12 protein-coding genes are annotated in these 14,847 nt (G+C 75.2%); 7 read left to right on the top strand and 5 right to left on the bottom strand.

The genetic code is table 11. The annotated features are described in order from the left end of the window. Positions 1–70 precede the first annotated feature (70 nt). From AB0O29_RS14595 to AB0O29_RS14565, 7 genes are all read left to right on the top strand, one after another. The gene (locus tag AB0O29_RS14595; RefSeq protein WP_365151418.1) at positions 71–2,182 is read left to right on the top strand and encodes a DUF11 domain-containing protein; all 2,112 of its coding nucleotides are present in this window, start codon (positions 71–73) and stop codon (positions 2,180–2,182) included. A gap of 121 nt (positions 2,183–2,303) precedes the next feature. Next, complete coding sequence (gene galT / locus AB0O29_RS14590; protein ID WP_365151415.1) at positions 2,304–3,332, top strand: galactose-1-phosphate uridylyltransferase; 1,029 nt, start codon at positions 2,304–2,306, stop codon at positions 3,330–3,332. Then, a complete protein-coding gene (galK, locus tag AB0O29_RS14585; protein WP_365151413.1) occupies positions 3,329–4,495 on the top strand; it encodes a galactokinase in 1,167 nt (388 codons plus the stop codon). The genes galT and galK overlap by 4 nt, the downstream gene beginning before the upstream one ends. 62 nt (positions 4,496–4,557) lie before the next feature. Beyond that, positions 4,558–5,346, top strand: coding sequence for a crotonase/enoyl-CoA hydratase family protein (locus AB0O29_RS14580; RefSeq protein ID WP_365151410.1), 789 nt, complete (start codon positions 4,558–4,560; stop codon positions 5,344–5,346). A 140-nt stretch (positions 5,347–5,486) separates the two neighbouring features. Continuing rightward, positions 5,487–7,622 carry a molybdopterin-dependent oxidoreductase gene (locus tag AB0O29_RS14575; protein WP_365151407.1) on the top strand — a complete coding sequence of 712 codons (2,136 nt, stop codon included), beginning with the start codon at positions 5,487–5,489 and terminating at the stop codon, positions 7,620–7,622. After that, positions 7,619–9,073 carry an FAD-dependent oxidoreductase gene (locus AB0O29_RS14570; protein ID WP_365151404.1) on the top strand — a complete coding sequence of 485 codons (1,455 nt, stop codon included), beginning with the start codon at positions 7,619–7,621 and terminating at the stop codon, positions 9,071–9,073. The genes AB0O29_RS14575 and AB0O29_RS14570 overlap by 4 nt, the downstream gene beginning before the upstream one ends. Next, entirely contained in the window at positions 9,070–10,284 is a 1,215-nt protein-coding gene (locus tag AB0O29_RS14565; protein ID WP_365151401.1) for an FAD-dependent oxidoreductase, read from the top strand. Before AB0O29_RS14570 ends, AB0O29_RS14565 begins: the two co-directional genes overlap by 4 nt. A gap of 83 nt (positions 10,285–10,367) precedes the next feature. Here AB0O29_RS14565 and AB0O29_RS14560 read toward each other — a convergent pair whose 3' ends face one another. From AB0O29_RS14560 to AB0O29_RS14540, 5 genes are read right to left on the bottom strand one after another with little or no spacing between them, the layout of a single operon-like run. Beyond that, positions 10,368–11,396, bottom strand: a complete 1,029-nt coding sequence (locus AB0O29_RS14560; RefSeq protein ID WP_365151398.1) for a hypothetical protein — start codon at positions 11,394–11,396, stop codon at positions 10,368–10,370. 57 nt (positions 11,397–11,453) lie between these two features. Continuing rightward, the gene (locus AB0O29_RS14555; RefSeq protein WP_365151395.1) at positions 11,454–11,726 is read right to left on the bottom strand and encodes a DNA-binding protein; all 273 of its coding nucleotides are present in this window, start codon (positions 11,724–11,726) and stop codon (positions 11,454–11,456) included. Next, entirely contained in the window at positions 11,723–12,448 is a 726-nt protein-coding gene (locus AB0O29_RS14550; RefSeq protein WP_365151392.1) for a hypothetical protein, read from the bottom strand. The genes AB0O29_RS14555 and AB0O29_RS14550 overlap by 4 nt, the downstream gene beginning before the upstream one ends. 11 nt (positions 12,449–12,459) lie before the next feature. After that, positions 12,460–14,454: a hypothetical protein gene (locus AB0O29_RS14545; protein WP_365151389.1), complete on the bottom strand. Its 1,995-nt coding sequence runs from the start codon at positions 14,452–14,454 to the stop codon at positions 12,460–12,462. Further along, positions 14,444–14,638, bottom strand: a complete 195-nt coding sequence (locus AB0O29_RS14540) for an S-type pyocin domain-containing protein (RefSeq protein WP_365151386.1) — start codon at positions 14,636–14,638, stop codon at positions 14,444–14,446. The genes AB0O29_RS14545 and AB0O29_RS14540 overlap by 11 nt, the downstream gene beginning before the upstream one ends. Positions 14,639–14,847: the final 209 nt, after the last annotated feature.

Here is a 14,847-nt window from a genome sequence, read left to right as displayed (position 1 = left end):
GCCACCCGCCCCACCCCGGATTTCCGTACACCCCCCTGTACGGCCGACTCCCCACGAACGGAACGATGCGATGACGAGCACCCCCGGCCGGCGGCCCGCCGCGTGGGCCACGGCCGCGCTGATCTGCGCGGCACCCCTGTGGACCGCCCCGCCCGCCGTGGCCGCCGCGGCCCCCGCCGGCCGGCCCGCCGCCGCTCCGGCGGGTCCGCACATCGAGGTGACGGCACGGACCGTCCGGGCCCCGGGCGAGATCATCACGTACACCCTCACCGCCGTGAACCACGGCCCCTCGGTGGCCCGGAACGTGACGGCGCGCGACCGGCTCCCCGCCGGGATCACCTTCGTGGGCTCCTCCGACGGCTGCACGGCCACCGCGCAGACCGTCACCTGCGGCCCCGAGCCACAGCTCGGCGTGGGCCAGCGCAAGAGCTGGACCTTCCAGGCCCGGCTCAGCGCCTCCTACCAGGGCGACGGCTCCGACCTGGGCAACAGCGCCACCGGCAGCTCGGACGCCACCGACCCGACGCCCGACAACAACACCCCCAAGCCGGTCATCCCGCCGGGGCCGTTCGACCCGGTCTCGGACCTGGCCACCGTCAAGACCCCGCTGGGGGCCGGGCCGACGGTGCCGGGCCAGGAGTTCGAGTACGAGGTCCGCACCTCCAACAAGGGGCCGTCGGACGCCCGCAACGTCACGGTCACCGACACCCTGCCGGACGGGCTGACGTTCGTCTCCTCCGCCGACCCGTGCACCGCCTCCGGACGGAACGTCACCTGCGGCCCGCTGGCCCGGCTGGTGCCGGGGGCCGAGGTGGTGTGGCGGTTCAAGGTGAAGCTGGACGCGGCCTACTCCGGCGACGGCTCCGACCTGCACAACACGGCCACCTCCTCCTCCGCCTCCAAGGACCCCGAGCCCGCCGACAACACCTCCCGCCCCGTGCTGCCGCCCGGCGGGGTCACCGAGCCGCAGGCCGACGTCTGGACCTCCAAGCGCCCGGCGACCGACACCCCGATCGCCCCCGGGCAGACCTTCGAGTACGTGGTCACCGCCACCAACGACGGCCCCTCCCGCGCCCTGAACACCACGGTCACCGACAAGCTGCCCGCCCAGCTGGCCTTCGTGTCCTCCCCGGACGGCTGCCGCGCCGAGGACGGCACGGTGACCTGCGCCCCGGTGGCCGTGCTGGAGCCGACGGCGTCCAAGACCTGGCGCTTCACGGTCCGCCTGGACAGCACCTACACCGGCGACGGCTCCGACATCCGCAACACCGCGACGGCCACCTCCACCACCAAGGACCCGCGCCCGGCGAACAACACCAGCAGCCCGGCCGGGCTGCCCGGCAGCAGAGTCAACAAGCCGACCGCCGACCTGGCGGTGACCAAGCAGGCCGTGGGCGCCAAGGCGCCGACGCCGGGCGAGGTGTTCGACTACCGCATCCGCGTCACCAACAACGGCCCCTCGGCCGACGCCTTCAACGTCAAGCTCACCGACAGCCTCCCCGAGGGCCTGTCGTACGTGAACTCCTCGCCGGCCGGCTGCGAGGTCTCCGGCCACGTCGTCTCCTGCCGGCGCGCCACCCCGCTGAAGGTCGGCGAGACCGTCGAGTACCTGCTCACGGTCAAGGTGGACCCGGCCTACAACGGCGACGGCAGCGACCTGAAGAACACCGCGCGGGTGACCGCCGACAACATCGACCCGGCGAGCGAGAACGACTCCAACACCGCCACCGTGCCCGGCGGGAGCGTCGCCGCCCCGGCCGCGGACCTCGCCCTCACCAAGCGGGCGGTCCAGACCGAGCCGATCGCCCCGGGCGAGACCTTCGACTACGCCCTCACCGTGGTCAACAACGGCCCCTCGCAGGCCGAGCAGATCACCGTCACCGACACCCTTCCGACGGAACTGAGCTTCGTCTCGGGCGACCCCGGCTGCTCGGCCGGGCGCACGGTGACCTGCGGCACGCTGCCGAAGCTGGCCCCGGGCGCCTCGGTGACCTGGGTGATCAAGGTGAAGCTGGACGCCGACTACACCGGCGACGGCCGGGACATCCGCAACACCGCCACCGTCTCCGCCCTGACCCGCGACCCGAAGCCGGAGAACAACACCAGTGCCCCGGCGGGCCCGCCCGGCGGCCGGGTCAAGGACCCGACCGCCGACCTGGAGGTGGGCAAGACGACCCCCTGACCCCGGACCCCCGGGAGCGGGCGCGGACTGCCGCGCCCCCTCCCCCGGTCCGGTGGGAGGGCGCGCGGCGGCCGGCCGTATCCTGACCGCTGCCCGCGCACTCCCACAGACAGGCGAGGACGTGTACACGACCGTCACCGAGCTCGCGGACGGCCGCGAGCTCATCTACTACGACACCGCGCCCGGCCGGGACCGCACGGCGAAGGACCGGCGCCCCCTGGACCGCGTCGAGAACAGCCCGGAGCTGCGCCGGGACCCGGCCACCGGCGACTGGGTGACCATCGCCGCCCACCGCCAGACCCGCACCTACCAGCCGCCCGCCGACGCCTGCCCGCTGTGCCCCTCGCGGGACGGGCGGCAGAGCGAGATCCCGGCCGCCGACTACGAGGTGGCCGTCTTCGAGAACCGTTTCCCCTCCCTGTCCGGGGCGGCCGGGCGCTGCGAGGTGGTCTGCTTCACCCCCGAGCACGGGGCCGGCTTCGCCGACCTCACGCCCGGGCGGGCCCGGCTGGTGCTGGACGCCTGGACCCACCGGACCGCCGCGCTCTCCGCCCGCCCGGGGGTGGCGCAGGTGTACTGCTTCGAGAACCGGGGCGCGGAGATCGGCGTCACCCTGCCCCATCCGCACGGCCAGGTCTACGCCTTCACCGTCCCCGCCCCGCGCACCGCCAAGCACCTGGCGGCGGCCGCCGCGCACCGGGCGGCCACCGGGCGGAACCTCTTCGAGGACCTCCTCGCCGAGGCCCGCGCCGCCACCGGGCGGGTGGTGCGGGCCGGGAAGCACTGGACGGCCTTCGTCCCGTACGCCGCCCGCTGGCCCTACGAGGTCCACCTCTACCCGCACCGCCGCGTGCCCGACCTGACCTGCCTCGACGAGGCGGAGCGGGCCGAGTTCCCCGGGCTCTACCTGGACCTGCTGCGCCGCTTCGACGGGCTCTTCGGGCTGGCGGAGCCCACCCCGTACATCTCCGCCTGGCACCAGGCCCCGCTGACGGGCGGGGAGGAACTGGCGCTGCACCTGGAGCTGTTCACCGTCCGGCGGACCGCCGACAAGCTCAAGTACCTGGCCGGGACGGAGTCCGGGATGGACGCGTTCATGAACGACGTGGCGCCGGAGACGGCGGCGCGCCGGCTGCGGGAGGCCCGGTGAACGCCCGGGCGGGCCGGGGTCCCGAGCGGGTGCGCCGGGACTTCGAACGGATCCACGGCCGCGCCCCCGAGGGGGTCTGGGCGGCTCCGGGCCGGGTCAACCTGATCGGCGAGCACACCGACTACAACGACGGGTTCGCCCTTCCGATGGCGCTTCCGCAGGCCGCCCTGGCGGCCGTCCGGCGCCGCGCGGACGGGCTGCTGCGGCTGCACAGCGCCCAGGGCGACGGGCGGGTCACCGAGCTGCGGGTGGCGGACCTCGCCCCGGGCTCGGTGCCCGGCTGGGCCCGGTATCCCGCCGGGGTGGTGTGGGCGCTGCGCGAGCGGGGACTGCCCGTCGGCGGCGCGGACCTGCACCTGGACAGCGCCGTCCCGCCGGGGGCCGGGCTGTCCTCGTCGGCGGCGCTGGAGTGCGTGGTGGCCGTCGCCTACGAGGAGCTGTACGGGCTGGGGCTGGGGCGGCCGGAGCTGGCCCGGGTGGCCCAGTACGCCGAGAACGCCTTCGCCGGGGTGCCCTGCGGGGTCATGGACCAGATGGCCTCGGTGTGCTGCGCGCGGGGCAGCGCCCTGCACCTGGACAGCCGGAGCCTGGAGGTCCGCCAGGTGCCCTTCGACCTCGGGGGGCACGGACTGCGGCTGCTGGTGCTGGACACCCGCGTCAAGCACGACCTGGCCGACGGGGCGTACGCGGCGCTGCGGGCCGGCTGCGAACGGGCGGCGGGGCTGCTGGGCCTGCCCGCCCTGCGGGACCTCGCGGAGGCGGAGCTCGCCGGGGCGCTGCGCGGCCTCCCGGCCGGACTCGTACCGCTGGTCCGGCACGTGGTCACCGAGAACGCCCGTGTGGAGCGGGCCGTGGCCCGGCTGGCGGCGGGCGAACCCGAGTCCCTGGGGCCGGTGCTGACGGAGGGTCACGCCTCGCTGCGCGACGACTACGGGACCTCCTGCCCGGAGACGGACCTCGCGGTGGAGGCCGCCGTGGCGGCGGGCGCCCTGGGGGCCCGGATGACGGGCGGCGGCTTCGGCGGCTCGGTGATCGCCCTGGTGCGGGCCGGGGAGACCGCCCGGGTGACCGCGGCCGTGACGGACGCCTTCGCGCAGGCCGGCTTCCGGGCCCCGGCCGCGCTGGAGGCCGTCCCGTCGGCGGGTGCGCGGCGGGTCGGCTGAGGGCGGCCCGGGCGGGCGGAGAGGGCCTGGTGGGCGCGCGGCGGCCGGGCGAGAATGCCGCCATGACCGACACCCCCCAGTCCCCCGCCGTCCGCGTCGAGCGTGAAGGGGCCGTGACGACCGTGGTGTTGTCGCGGCCCGCCGCCCGCAACGCCGTGGACGGGCCCACCGCCCGGCGACTGGCCGACGCCTTCAGGGAGTTCGAGGCCGACGAGGGGGCGGCGGTCGCGGTGCTGTGGGGTGAGGGCGGGACGTTCTGCGCGGGCGCCGACCTCAAGGCCGTCGGCACCGCGAGCGGCAACCGGGTGGAGCCCGGGGGCGACGGGCCCATGGGGCCGACCCGGCTGCGGCTCACGAAGCCGGTGATCGCGGCCGTCGCGGGCCATGCCGTGGCCGGCGGGCTGGAGCTGGCCCTCTGGTGCGACCTGCGGGTGGTGGAGGAGGACGCGGTCTTCGGGGTGTTCTGCCGCCGCTGGGGCGTACCGCTCATCGACGGGGGCACGGTGCGGCTGCCGCGCCTGATCGGCGAGAGCCGGGCGATGGACCTCATCCTGACCGGCCGTCCGGTCCCGGCCGCCGAGGCGCACGCGATCGGGCTGGCCAACCGGCTCGTACCGCCCGGGCGGTCCCGTGCGGCGGCGGAGGAGCTCGCGCGGGAGATCGCCGCCTTCCCGCAGCTGTGCCTGCGCCACGACCGGCTCTCCGTGCGGGAGCAGCACGGACTGGCCGAGCCCGAGGCGCTGGCCAACGAACTGCGGCACGGGATGGTGCCGCTGTCCGCGGGCGAGACCCTCGCGGGCGCCGCGCGCTTCGCCTCCGGGGCCGGGCGGCACGGTTCCTTCAGCGGCTGAGGTCCCGGGGCGGGAGTTGGGTCTGATTTGCCGGGTTGGTGACGATTTGGGATTTCCTATGGCGTATCAAAACACTGCCTCGGGAAGTGCCGAACCGTTGATTTTGTCCGTTGTGCCTCCCCCGGACGGACGTGTGCCCCGTGCCCGAGACCGAACCGCCCTCCTCCCCCGCCGACCCCCCGGACTTCTCCGCCCCCTCCACCCCCTCCGCCCCCTCACCCGAACGGCCCACGGCCACCCACTGCCCCTACTGCGCCCTCCAGTGCGGGACCCTCCTCACCGGAGCGCGCGGCGCCGTCGTAGCCCAGCCCGACCCGGCCTTCCCCGCCAACCGGGGCAGCCTGTGCCACAAGGGCTGGACCGCCGCCGCCGTCCTGGGCGCCCCCGACCGGCTCACCGCCCCGCTCGTCCGCGACGCGGCCGGGCGGCTCGCCCCGGGCGGCTGGGACGAGGCCCTGGACCTGGTCGCCGGCCGGCTGCGCTCCCTGCGCGCCGCCCACGGCCCCGACTCCGTCGCCGTCCTGGGCGGCGGCGCGCTCACCAACGAGAAGGCCTACCTCCTCGGCAAGTTCGCCCGGCTGGCCCTCGGCACCAGCCGCATCGACTACAACGGCCGCTTCTGCATGGCCTCGGCCGCCGTCGCCCAGACGGCCGCCTTCGGAGTGGACCGGGGACTGCCCTTCCCGGTGACGGACCTCGACGACGCCGAGACCGTCCTCCTCGCGGGCACCAACCCCGCCGAGACCATGCCGCCCCTGATGCGCCACCTCGACCGGGCCGACCTGATCGTGGTGGACCCCCGCCGCACCCGCACCGCCGCCGCAGCGGCCCTGCACCTGCGCCCGGCCCCCGGAACCGACCTCGCCCTGGCCCTGGGCCTGCTGCACCTGGCCGTCACCGAGGGGCTGCTGGACAAGGCGTACGTCTCCGAGCGCACGAGCGGCTTCGACGAGACCTGGGCCCGCGCCTCGTCCTGGTGGCCCGAACGCGTCGAGACGGTGACCGGGGTCTCCGCCGCCGACCTGCGCACGGCCGTCCGCATGCTGGCCGGCGGCCGCCGCTCCTACGTGCTGACCGGGCGGGGCGCCGAACAGCAGAGCAAGGGCAGCGACACCGTCGCCGCCTTCGCCAACCTCGCCCTCGCCCTGGGCCTGCCGGGCCGCCCCGGCCGCGGCTTCGGCACCCTCACCGGACAGGGCAACGGCCAGGGCGGGCGCGAACTCGGCCAGAAGGCCGACCAGCTGCCCGGCTACCGCTCGATCACCGACCCGGCCGCCCGGGCCCGGGTCGCCGCCGTGTGGGGCGTCGAGCCCGACCGGCTCCCGGGCCCGGGCATCAGCGCGTACGAGCTCCTCGACGCGATCGGCGGCCCGGGCGGCCCCCGCGCCCTGCTCGTGTTCGGCTGCAACCCGGTGGTCTCCGCCCCGGACGCCGGCCGGATCGCCGAGCGGCTGGCCGCCCTCGACCTGCTCGTCGTCGCCGACTTCGTCCCCTCCGAGACGGCCCTCGCCGCCGACGTGGTCCTCCCCGTCACCCAGTGGGCCGAGGAGGAGGGCACGGTGACCAACCTGGAGGGCAGGGTGCTGCGCCGCCACCGCCTCCTCGACCCGCCCCCGGGCGTCCTGCCCGACCCGGCCGTACTGCGCGCCCTGGCCGTCCGGCTGGGCGAGCCCGCCGCGCGCTACCCGGACGCCCCGCGCGAGATCTTCGAGGAGCTGCGCGCCGCGACCCGGGGCGCCCCCGCCGACTACTCCGGCGTCGACTACGACCGGCTGGACGCCGGCGAGGCCCTGCACTGGCCCTGCCCCGAGGGCGGAGACGGCACCCCGCGGATGTTCCTCGACCGGTTCGCCCACCCCGACGGCCGGGCCCGCTTCACCCCCGTCGAACACCGCGACTCCGCCGAACGGCCCGGCCCGGCCTTCCCCCTGTACGCCACCACGGGACGCATCCTGGCCCACTACCAGACCGGGGCGCAGACCCGCCGCGTCCCCGAGCTGCTGGAGGCCGCCCCGGCCCCCTTCGTACAGGTCCACCCGGACACCGCGGCCCGCGCCGGCCTCACCGACGGGCAGTCGGCCCGGGTCGTCTCGGCGCGCGGCGAGGTGGTGGCCGAGGTGCGCTGCGACGCCTCGATGCGGACCGACACCGTGTTCGTCCCCTTCCACTTCCCGGGCGCCGGACGGGCCAACCTGTTCACCAGCGCGGCGCTCGACCCGCGCAGCCGGATGCCCGAGTTCAAGGTGTGCGCCGTACGGCTGGAGGCGGCCCGGTGAGCGGCCCGGTCCACGGCGAGCGGCTCGTCGTCATCGGGTACGGGCCGGCCGCGCACCGGCTCGTCGAACGGCTCGGCCGGCCCGGCCCGTACGCCGTCACCGTGCTGGGCGCCGAACCCGAACCCGCCTACGGCAGGCCCCTGCTGACGGCCGTCCTCGACGGGACCCTGCCCGTACGGGCGCTGCGGCTGCCGGACCCGCCGCCGGGGACGGCCCTGCGGCTCGGGGTCCGGGCCGTCTCCGTCGACCCGCGCCGGCGCCTGGTGCGCACCTCCGACGGGGCCGCCCACCCGTACGACCGGCTCGTCCTGGCGACGGGCGCCGCGCCCGTGCTCCCCGGCCCGGGCTGGGCGCGGGAGGCCGACGGGCGGCTCGCGCCCGGGGTCCGGCCGCTGCGCACCCTCGCCGACGCGGCGCGGCTCGCCTCGGGCAGCGGTCCCGTGGCGGTCGTGGGCGGCGGGGTGCTGGGGGTGGAGGCCGCCCTGGCGCTGCGCCGGCGCGGGCGGCCCGTGGTCCTCGTGCACCGAGGGCCGCACCCGCTCGACCGCCACCTGGACGCGCGGGCGGGCGAGGCCGTGACGGGCCGGCTGCGGGCCCTCTCCCTCGACCTGCGCCTCGGCCGGACCGTCGCCGCGCGCGAGGAGGCCGGTGCGGCCCTCGCCCTGGACGACGGGAGCCGGGTGGAGGCCGCGGAGGTGCTGCTGTGCGTGGGGGCGCGCCCCCGGGTGGAGCTGGCCCGGGCGGCCGGACTCGCGGTCCGCTCGGGCGTGCTCGTCGACCACCGGCTGCGCACCAGCGCCGCCCGGGTGTACGCGATCGGCGACTGCGCCGAGCCCCTCGACGGCGGCGGGTACGGTCCCGACGCCGCCCCGGGGCCCACCGGACGGCTGCCGGCCGGCGGCTTCGCCTCCGCCTGGGAGCAGGCGGAGACCCTCGCCCTGCTGCTCACGGACGGCGACGGCCGGCACCCCGGCGCGCGGGGCGTGCTGCGGCTGAAGGCTCCCGAGCTGGACCTGCTGCGGGTCGGTACGACGGCCGGGGCGGACGAGACCGTCGTCCTCGGGGACGCCGCCGCCGGCCGCTACGCCCGCCTGTCCCTGCGGGCCGGGCGGCTGACCGGGGCGGTGCTCATCGGGCTGCACCGGGCCGCCGCCGGGGTGGTGCGGCTGCACCAGCGGGGCGAGCCCGTACCGGTGGACCGGCTCGCACTGCTGCTCGGCGAGGCGCCCCGCTACGAGGCCGGTCCGCCGCCCGGTACGGCCCTGGTCTGCCACTGCAACAACGTCACCGGTGACGCCCTGGAGGCCGCCTGGCGTGCCGGGGCCCGTACGGCCGCCGCGCTGGCGGCCGCCACCCGCGCCGGGACCGGCTGCGGGGGCTGCGCCGAGGAGGTCCGCGTCCGCTGCGAGGCCTGGTCCGGGGCGGGGACACGAGAGGAGACGGTGTCATGAGGCGGGTGCTCGTCGTGGTGGGCCACGGCATGGTCGGCCACCGGCTGGTGCGCGAGGTCCGGGCCCGCGACCGGGAGGGTGCCTGGCGGATCGTGGTCCTCGCCGAGGAGCCCCGGCCCGCCTACGACCGGATCCGGCTCTCCGCGTACGCGCGGGGCGCCGACGCGGCGGAGCTCTCGCTGGAGGGGGCCTCGTTCGCCGGTGACGGGCACGTCGAGCTCGGGCTGTCGCGGCCGGCGGTGCGGATCGACCGGGAGGCGGGCGCGGTCGTCTGCGCGGACGGCTCCGCCACCCGCTACGACGCCCTGGTCCTCGCCACCGGCGCCCGCCCCTTCGTCCCGCCCGTGCCCGGGCACGACCTGCCCGGCTGCCACGTCTACCGCACCCTCGACGACGTGGCCGCGATCCGCGCGGCCGCCCGCCCCGGCGGGCCCGCGGTGGTGGTCGGCGGCGGGCTGCTCGGGCTGGAGGCGGCGGGGGCGCTGGCGGCCCTGGGCATGGAGACCCAGGTCGTGGAGGCGGCGCCCTGGCTGATGGCGGTCCAGCTGGACGAGGGCGGCGGCCAGGTGCTCGGCCGGCTCGTGGACGGCCTCGGCGTCCGGCCGCGCTGCGGGGTGGGCCTGCGCTCCGTCGACCCCGGGCCGGACGGGAGGGTCCGCTCGGTCACCCTCGCCGACGGCGAGGTCCTCGACGCCCGCCTCGTGGTCTTCTCCACCGGCGTCCGCCCCCGCGACGAGCTCGCCGCCGGAGCGGACCTGGCCACCGGCGAACGCGGCGGCTTCCTGGTCGACGCCCGCTGCCGGACCGCCGACCCGCGGATCCGGGCCGTCGGGGACTGCGCCGCCGTCGAGGGCCGCTGCCACGGGCTCGTCGGCCCCGGCTACCGGATGGCCGAGCTGGTGGCCCGGGACCTGACCGGCGACGACCCCGGCCCGGCCTTCACCGACCCCGACCTGTCCACCAAGCTCAAGCTGCTCGGCGTGGAGGTCGGCAGCTTCGGCGACGCCCACGCCCGGACCGCGGGGGCCCTGGAGTTCATCCGCACCGACCGCGGCGGCTCCCGCTACGCGAAGCTGGTCCTCGACGCCTCCACCGGCACCCTCCTCGGCGGAGTCCTGGCCGGCGACACCACGGCGTACGCCACCCTCCGCACCCTCCTCGGCCGCCCCCTCCCGGGCCCCCCGGACCTCCTCCTGGCCCCACACGGATGAAGCGCCCGGGAAGGACCGGCCTTCCTGGGCGCTTCCATCCCTCCGGCCGGCTCCTCCGTCTCCCCCGGGCAATGCGGTTTCGGTCAAGCCCTCTTGAGTTCCTCGGCCGTGTCCCGCCACTCCTCGAACACGGCCACGCTCCGGAACAGCGTCTGGAGGGACGCGCCGATCCGCCGGACAGGACGACGCAGGTGCCGGCTGGAGGTGGCGAACAGTTCCATCAACGCCATCGCCTCCCGATAGCCGCCCGTGGCCGTCTCGATGTCCCCGGAGGTGCCGACCACCTGGTCCAGGAACCCGGTCACGCCCTCCGGCCATTCACTGCGCGGGGTGTTCGCGGCCCACTCCAGGAACGCCCCGAAGGCGACGACGGCGAACTGCATGCGCCCGGCGAAGCGTTCGGCCGCGGCTTCGAGCTCCTCCGCGGGGCCGTCGATGGCCTTGGCCATCCGCTTGACCACCGCCAGCTTGGCGCTCATCGACGCACCGGGATGGCTGGCACGGACCATGTCCTCGGCGACAAGCTCCATCATGGCCCCGAGGTCCGTCAGGGCGCAGTCCACGTCCTCCATGTCACCCGAGATCGCTTCCAGTTGGGCCTCCGCCTCGGCGAGCAGGTCGAAGAGGCCGGGGGCGTCCTCGTCCTCCTCCGTCTCCTCCGCGTCCCCGCTTCCGGAACCCTCGTAGGTCAGTGCTACGGGGGTGGTCGTCTGAGCCACCGGCGGGGCCTCCGGGAAGGCGCCGGCCAGTACGGCGTCGAGCTGTCCGCGCGCCACGTCGGCGTCGGCGCGCCGAGACGGCAGCTCGACCGACGGGATCCCGCCGGCCACGAGAGGGCTGTCGGCACCTTCGGTGACGTGAACGGTGCACCGGCCGAGCGCGTGCCTCATGCCCAGCCCGAAGGACATCGCACCGTCGGAACCGGTGAGGTCCGCGATGACGACGTCCGCTTCGGCGATGAGGCGCAGCAGCTGGTCCGCGGGCAGGCCCGCGGCCGTCAATTCGTCCGCCCGGAGGACGGTGAGACCGAACCGGTCGCATGTGGGCAGCACTACATCTTCGTGGAAGTCCGCGGACCGCGAGGTCACTCCGATGGTGAGGCAGGTGGGCATTGCAGGCTCCTTCGTGGATGTTCGTGGATGTTCGTGGATGTGCCCTGGCGGGCGGATTCAGTCGAAGAGGGTGAGCGCCACTCCGTCCGCGATCTCGTCGGCGAATACGGGCCGTTCCTCGATGCCCAGAGCGCGCAGCAGGTTCACGGTGAGGACGCGGTGGCGGCCGCCGACCCGGACCGTCTCGCAGGGGAAGGCCTCAAGGGCGATGAGCTTGTACGCCGTGGCCCGGCACATGCCGAACGCCCGGGCGGCCGTCCTCAGATCCACGCTGACCGGAAGGTTGAAGATCTCGCGGAAGGTGAGGGTCGGCTCGATGTGCTGGGTCATCGCCCGCCCCCGCACCGCCGGAGGGAGACGGCTCCTACCGGGCGGCGGCTCGGGATCCGCTCCCCAGTGACCGTGTCGGCCAGACCCCACGCCTGGGCCAGTGCGCCGATCCGCACTCCTTCGACCCGGTGGGCCGGGACGGTGATCCGCAGACCCGCCAAGAGTCCGGACGAGCCGGGGGACGGGTCGTAGTCCACCTGCCAGAGGCCCTGCGGGTCGATGCCGACAGGAATTCCCTCGGTTCCGCCCACACCCTCCGTCGCGAGCTCGGGGAGGGTCTTGCGCCAGGTGGACCACGCGCGGGTACAGGCCGAGCGCAGGATCCGGCTGCCGGGTTCGGGGGTGTCCGCGTCGGTTTCCGCCAGTGCTTCGAGGTAGCAGGTGACGAGTTCGGCTTCGACGTCCGCGCGGTCGGCGCGGAGGTTACGGGTGATCCTGAACGCGGTACGGCGCAGCCCGGGAAGCCCCAGCCACACGACGGCCAAAGGCCATTCGGACTGCTCGGCGTCGAGACGTCCGCGTTCTGCGACCTGCTGCCACAGCCCGGTGCGCGCCGAGGGGTCCACGGAGCGGTCGTACAGGGCGTGACGTGCCTGTTCCAGGCTGATCGGGACGTCTTCGCCGCCCGCGGCCTCGGAAATCCTCAGTTCCGGCGCTGGATTGCGGCCCGCGCACTGCCGCTCGACAACCGCGAAGAGTCCCGGGTGAGGGGGAAGTGACATCGGTTGCTCCTTCAGTCCGTGTGTGAGGTCGGGGCCTTGCTGCGCCATACGTCCAGCAGCCGCCCGGCCAGTTCCCTGCCGGGCATGCCGTCCCGGCTCCGTTCAGCGGCAAGGAGCCAGCGGAGGAACCCGGGTTGCCGGGAATCCACCAGGCCCGTGACGAGGCCCTCCAGCGCCTCGTCCGGCCGCGCCGCGGAGTGCGCCTCGTGGCACCACAAGAGGAGGACGTCGCGCATCGCGGGGTAGGAGATCGACTCGTTCAGAGCGTGCGCGGTCAGTTCCACCACCGCCGAGGCCCTTTCCGAGCCCGCGAGGATCTGGCTGCCGCACCAGGCGAGGTCCGTACCCGCCAGCGCGGGGAAGACGAGCGCCACCAACTGACCGGGCACGCCGTCGGCGAGGGCCCAGTCGCACATTGCGTGCAGGACGGCTTGCCTCGTGGCCGGCGCTCCCTCGGCGAAGTGGTGGACCAGCGCTTCGGCGAGCGCGAGGGCGACACCCACGTCCTCCCCGTCGTCGCCCAACGCCTGCATGACCTTGTGCAGCAGGCGAAGGGACGGCTCCGCCATCAGGCCGTCGCGCTCCGAGCGGCATGCGTACGCCACGGCTCTGCGCAACGCCGGCTCGGGTGCGGAGCTCCACTCCTCCAGGAGTTCTTCCGCGCCGGCCGCCGCGGGCGCCTCGTGCAAGCAAGCGGCGAGGCACCGGGCGGCTACCTCGACCGACGCGGGCCGCGGGTCCAGTGCAAGCTCGCGCAGCAGGTCCAGGGACCTGCCTCCGGTCGCCGCGGCCAGCGCCGCGAGCGCCCGCCCGGCCCGGTCGACCTGGTCGGAGACTCCTTCGGTCTCGGCGAGCCAGAGGTGCACGAGGGCGAGCAGGTCGGGGTGTTCACGGCACAGGACCTTCCAGGCGGCCTCGCCCACGGCCGGCCAGAAGAAGGCCGCAGTGTCCACCGCATCCGTCTCCGCCCTCGGTGTGCAGCGCGCTCCGAGGAGGCGCAGGGTCCCCGGCAGAGTTCGCTGCCGAACGGCGGCCGACTCCGCTCCCCCGCTCATCAGCCCCGACAGATCGGCCGCCCGGTCCACCACGACTCCGCGCTCAAGACCGCCGAATACGCTCAGCGACGACAGGTGGGCGAAGACGACGGGGTCCTCCAGTGCCCGTGCCACGAGTCCGGGCGTCTCCGCACGGACCAGGAGGTCCAGCACACCGCTACGGGATGTACCGTCGGCCGTGGCCGACCGGGCCACGGCCTCCGCGGCCTGCGCCGCGAAGCGGGGCGGCAGGTCGTCGGGCAGCAGCTCGTCCACGAGACCGGGTCCCAGCGACCGCAGCAGCTCCGCCCCGGCCTCCTCGCCCGGGCATGCCTCCGTGAAATGGGTGGCGAAGACCTGCCGCGGATCGGGCGGCAGGTGCTTCAGCACCGGCGCGCCCAACCGGTCGGCGAGAGCGGTGGCGAGGCCGGGCGCGTCCTCCAGCACGATGAGGAGCCGTGCCTGAGCCGCCTCCAGCAGCGCTTCCAGCCGCGACAGGTCCCAGGCACGGAGCGTAAACGGATCGGGAGGCTCCATCATCAGGTAGCCGTGCACTCCAGGGGGCATCGGACCCCACCGGGTGAGGTCCGTCGCCCCGTCCACTTGGATGAGCACGGGATCCGGCCTGCCGTGGGCCAGCAGGCCAAGGGCGTGGGTCTCGCGACCGGTGCCCGGCTCTCCGATGAGCACGCAGATTCCGGAATCGAGCGCCGTGAGCGCCGCCTCGAAGCCGGGCGGTGGCACGAAGCGACGCCTCAACGCCTTCAACGTCTCCGGGCGTACGGGGCCCTGACGCGGCGGCGTCGTGCCGGGGTAGCCGCCCGGGGCACCGGAGACCGTGTGGCGTTGCCCGCCGGTCATCAGGCCAGTGTTGACGGTGCTGTTCGGTGCGACGATCGTCGTCCCCGGTTGGGCGGACAGCGCGGTGGCCAGGGCCTCGATGTCCCCGGGCCCGAGTCCCTCAAACGTCACCTTCGGCTCCCTGAACCGGGTGCTGGAGGCTCTCCGTGACCGTCAGGTGCTGACCGCCGTGAACAGTGCCGGTGTTGATGATCCCCCGATCGGCCTTCAGCACCGTCCTGGGCGAGACCGCCGGCTCCCGCGCGTCGTCCGGCACGGCCTGGGATCCCGCCGGATGAACCTGATTTTCCCGCATGTCGCCCTTCCTATCGATCGGGACGCCCGATGCTTCCTCGCACGTCCTTTCCTGGACGACTTGAGGCTCCCGCATCCGTGCCGAGCTGTCGGGTCCCGAAGCCCCCACGCCAAGTGACCGTGCTCACAGGGAAGGAGCCATACGGAGAGCGGCACTCGCGAAACGAAAAAAGAGCGGGTGTGCCGCCATCGGCGACACACCCGCTTATT

The organism is Streptomyces sp. NPDC089915, assembly GCF_040684675.1.
Taxonomy (GTDB): Bacteria; Actinomycetota; Actinomycetes; order Streptomycetales; family Streptomycetaceae; genus Streptomyces.
This window is presented reverse-complemented; position numbering and strand designations above follow the sequence as displayed.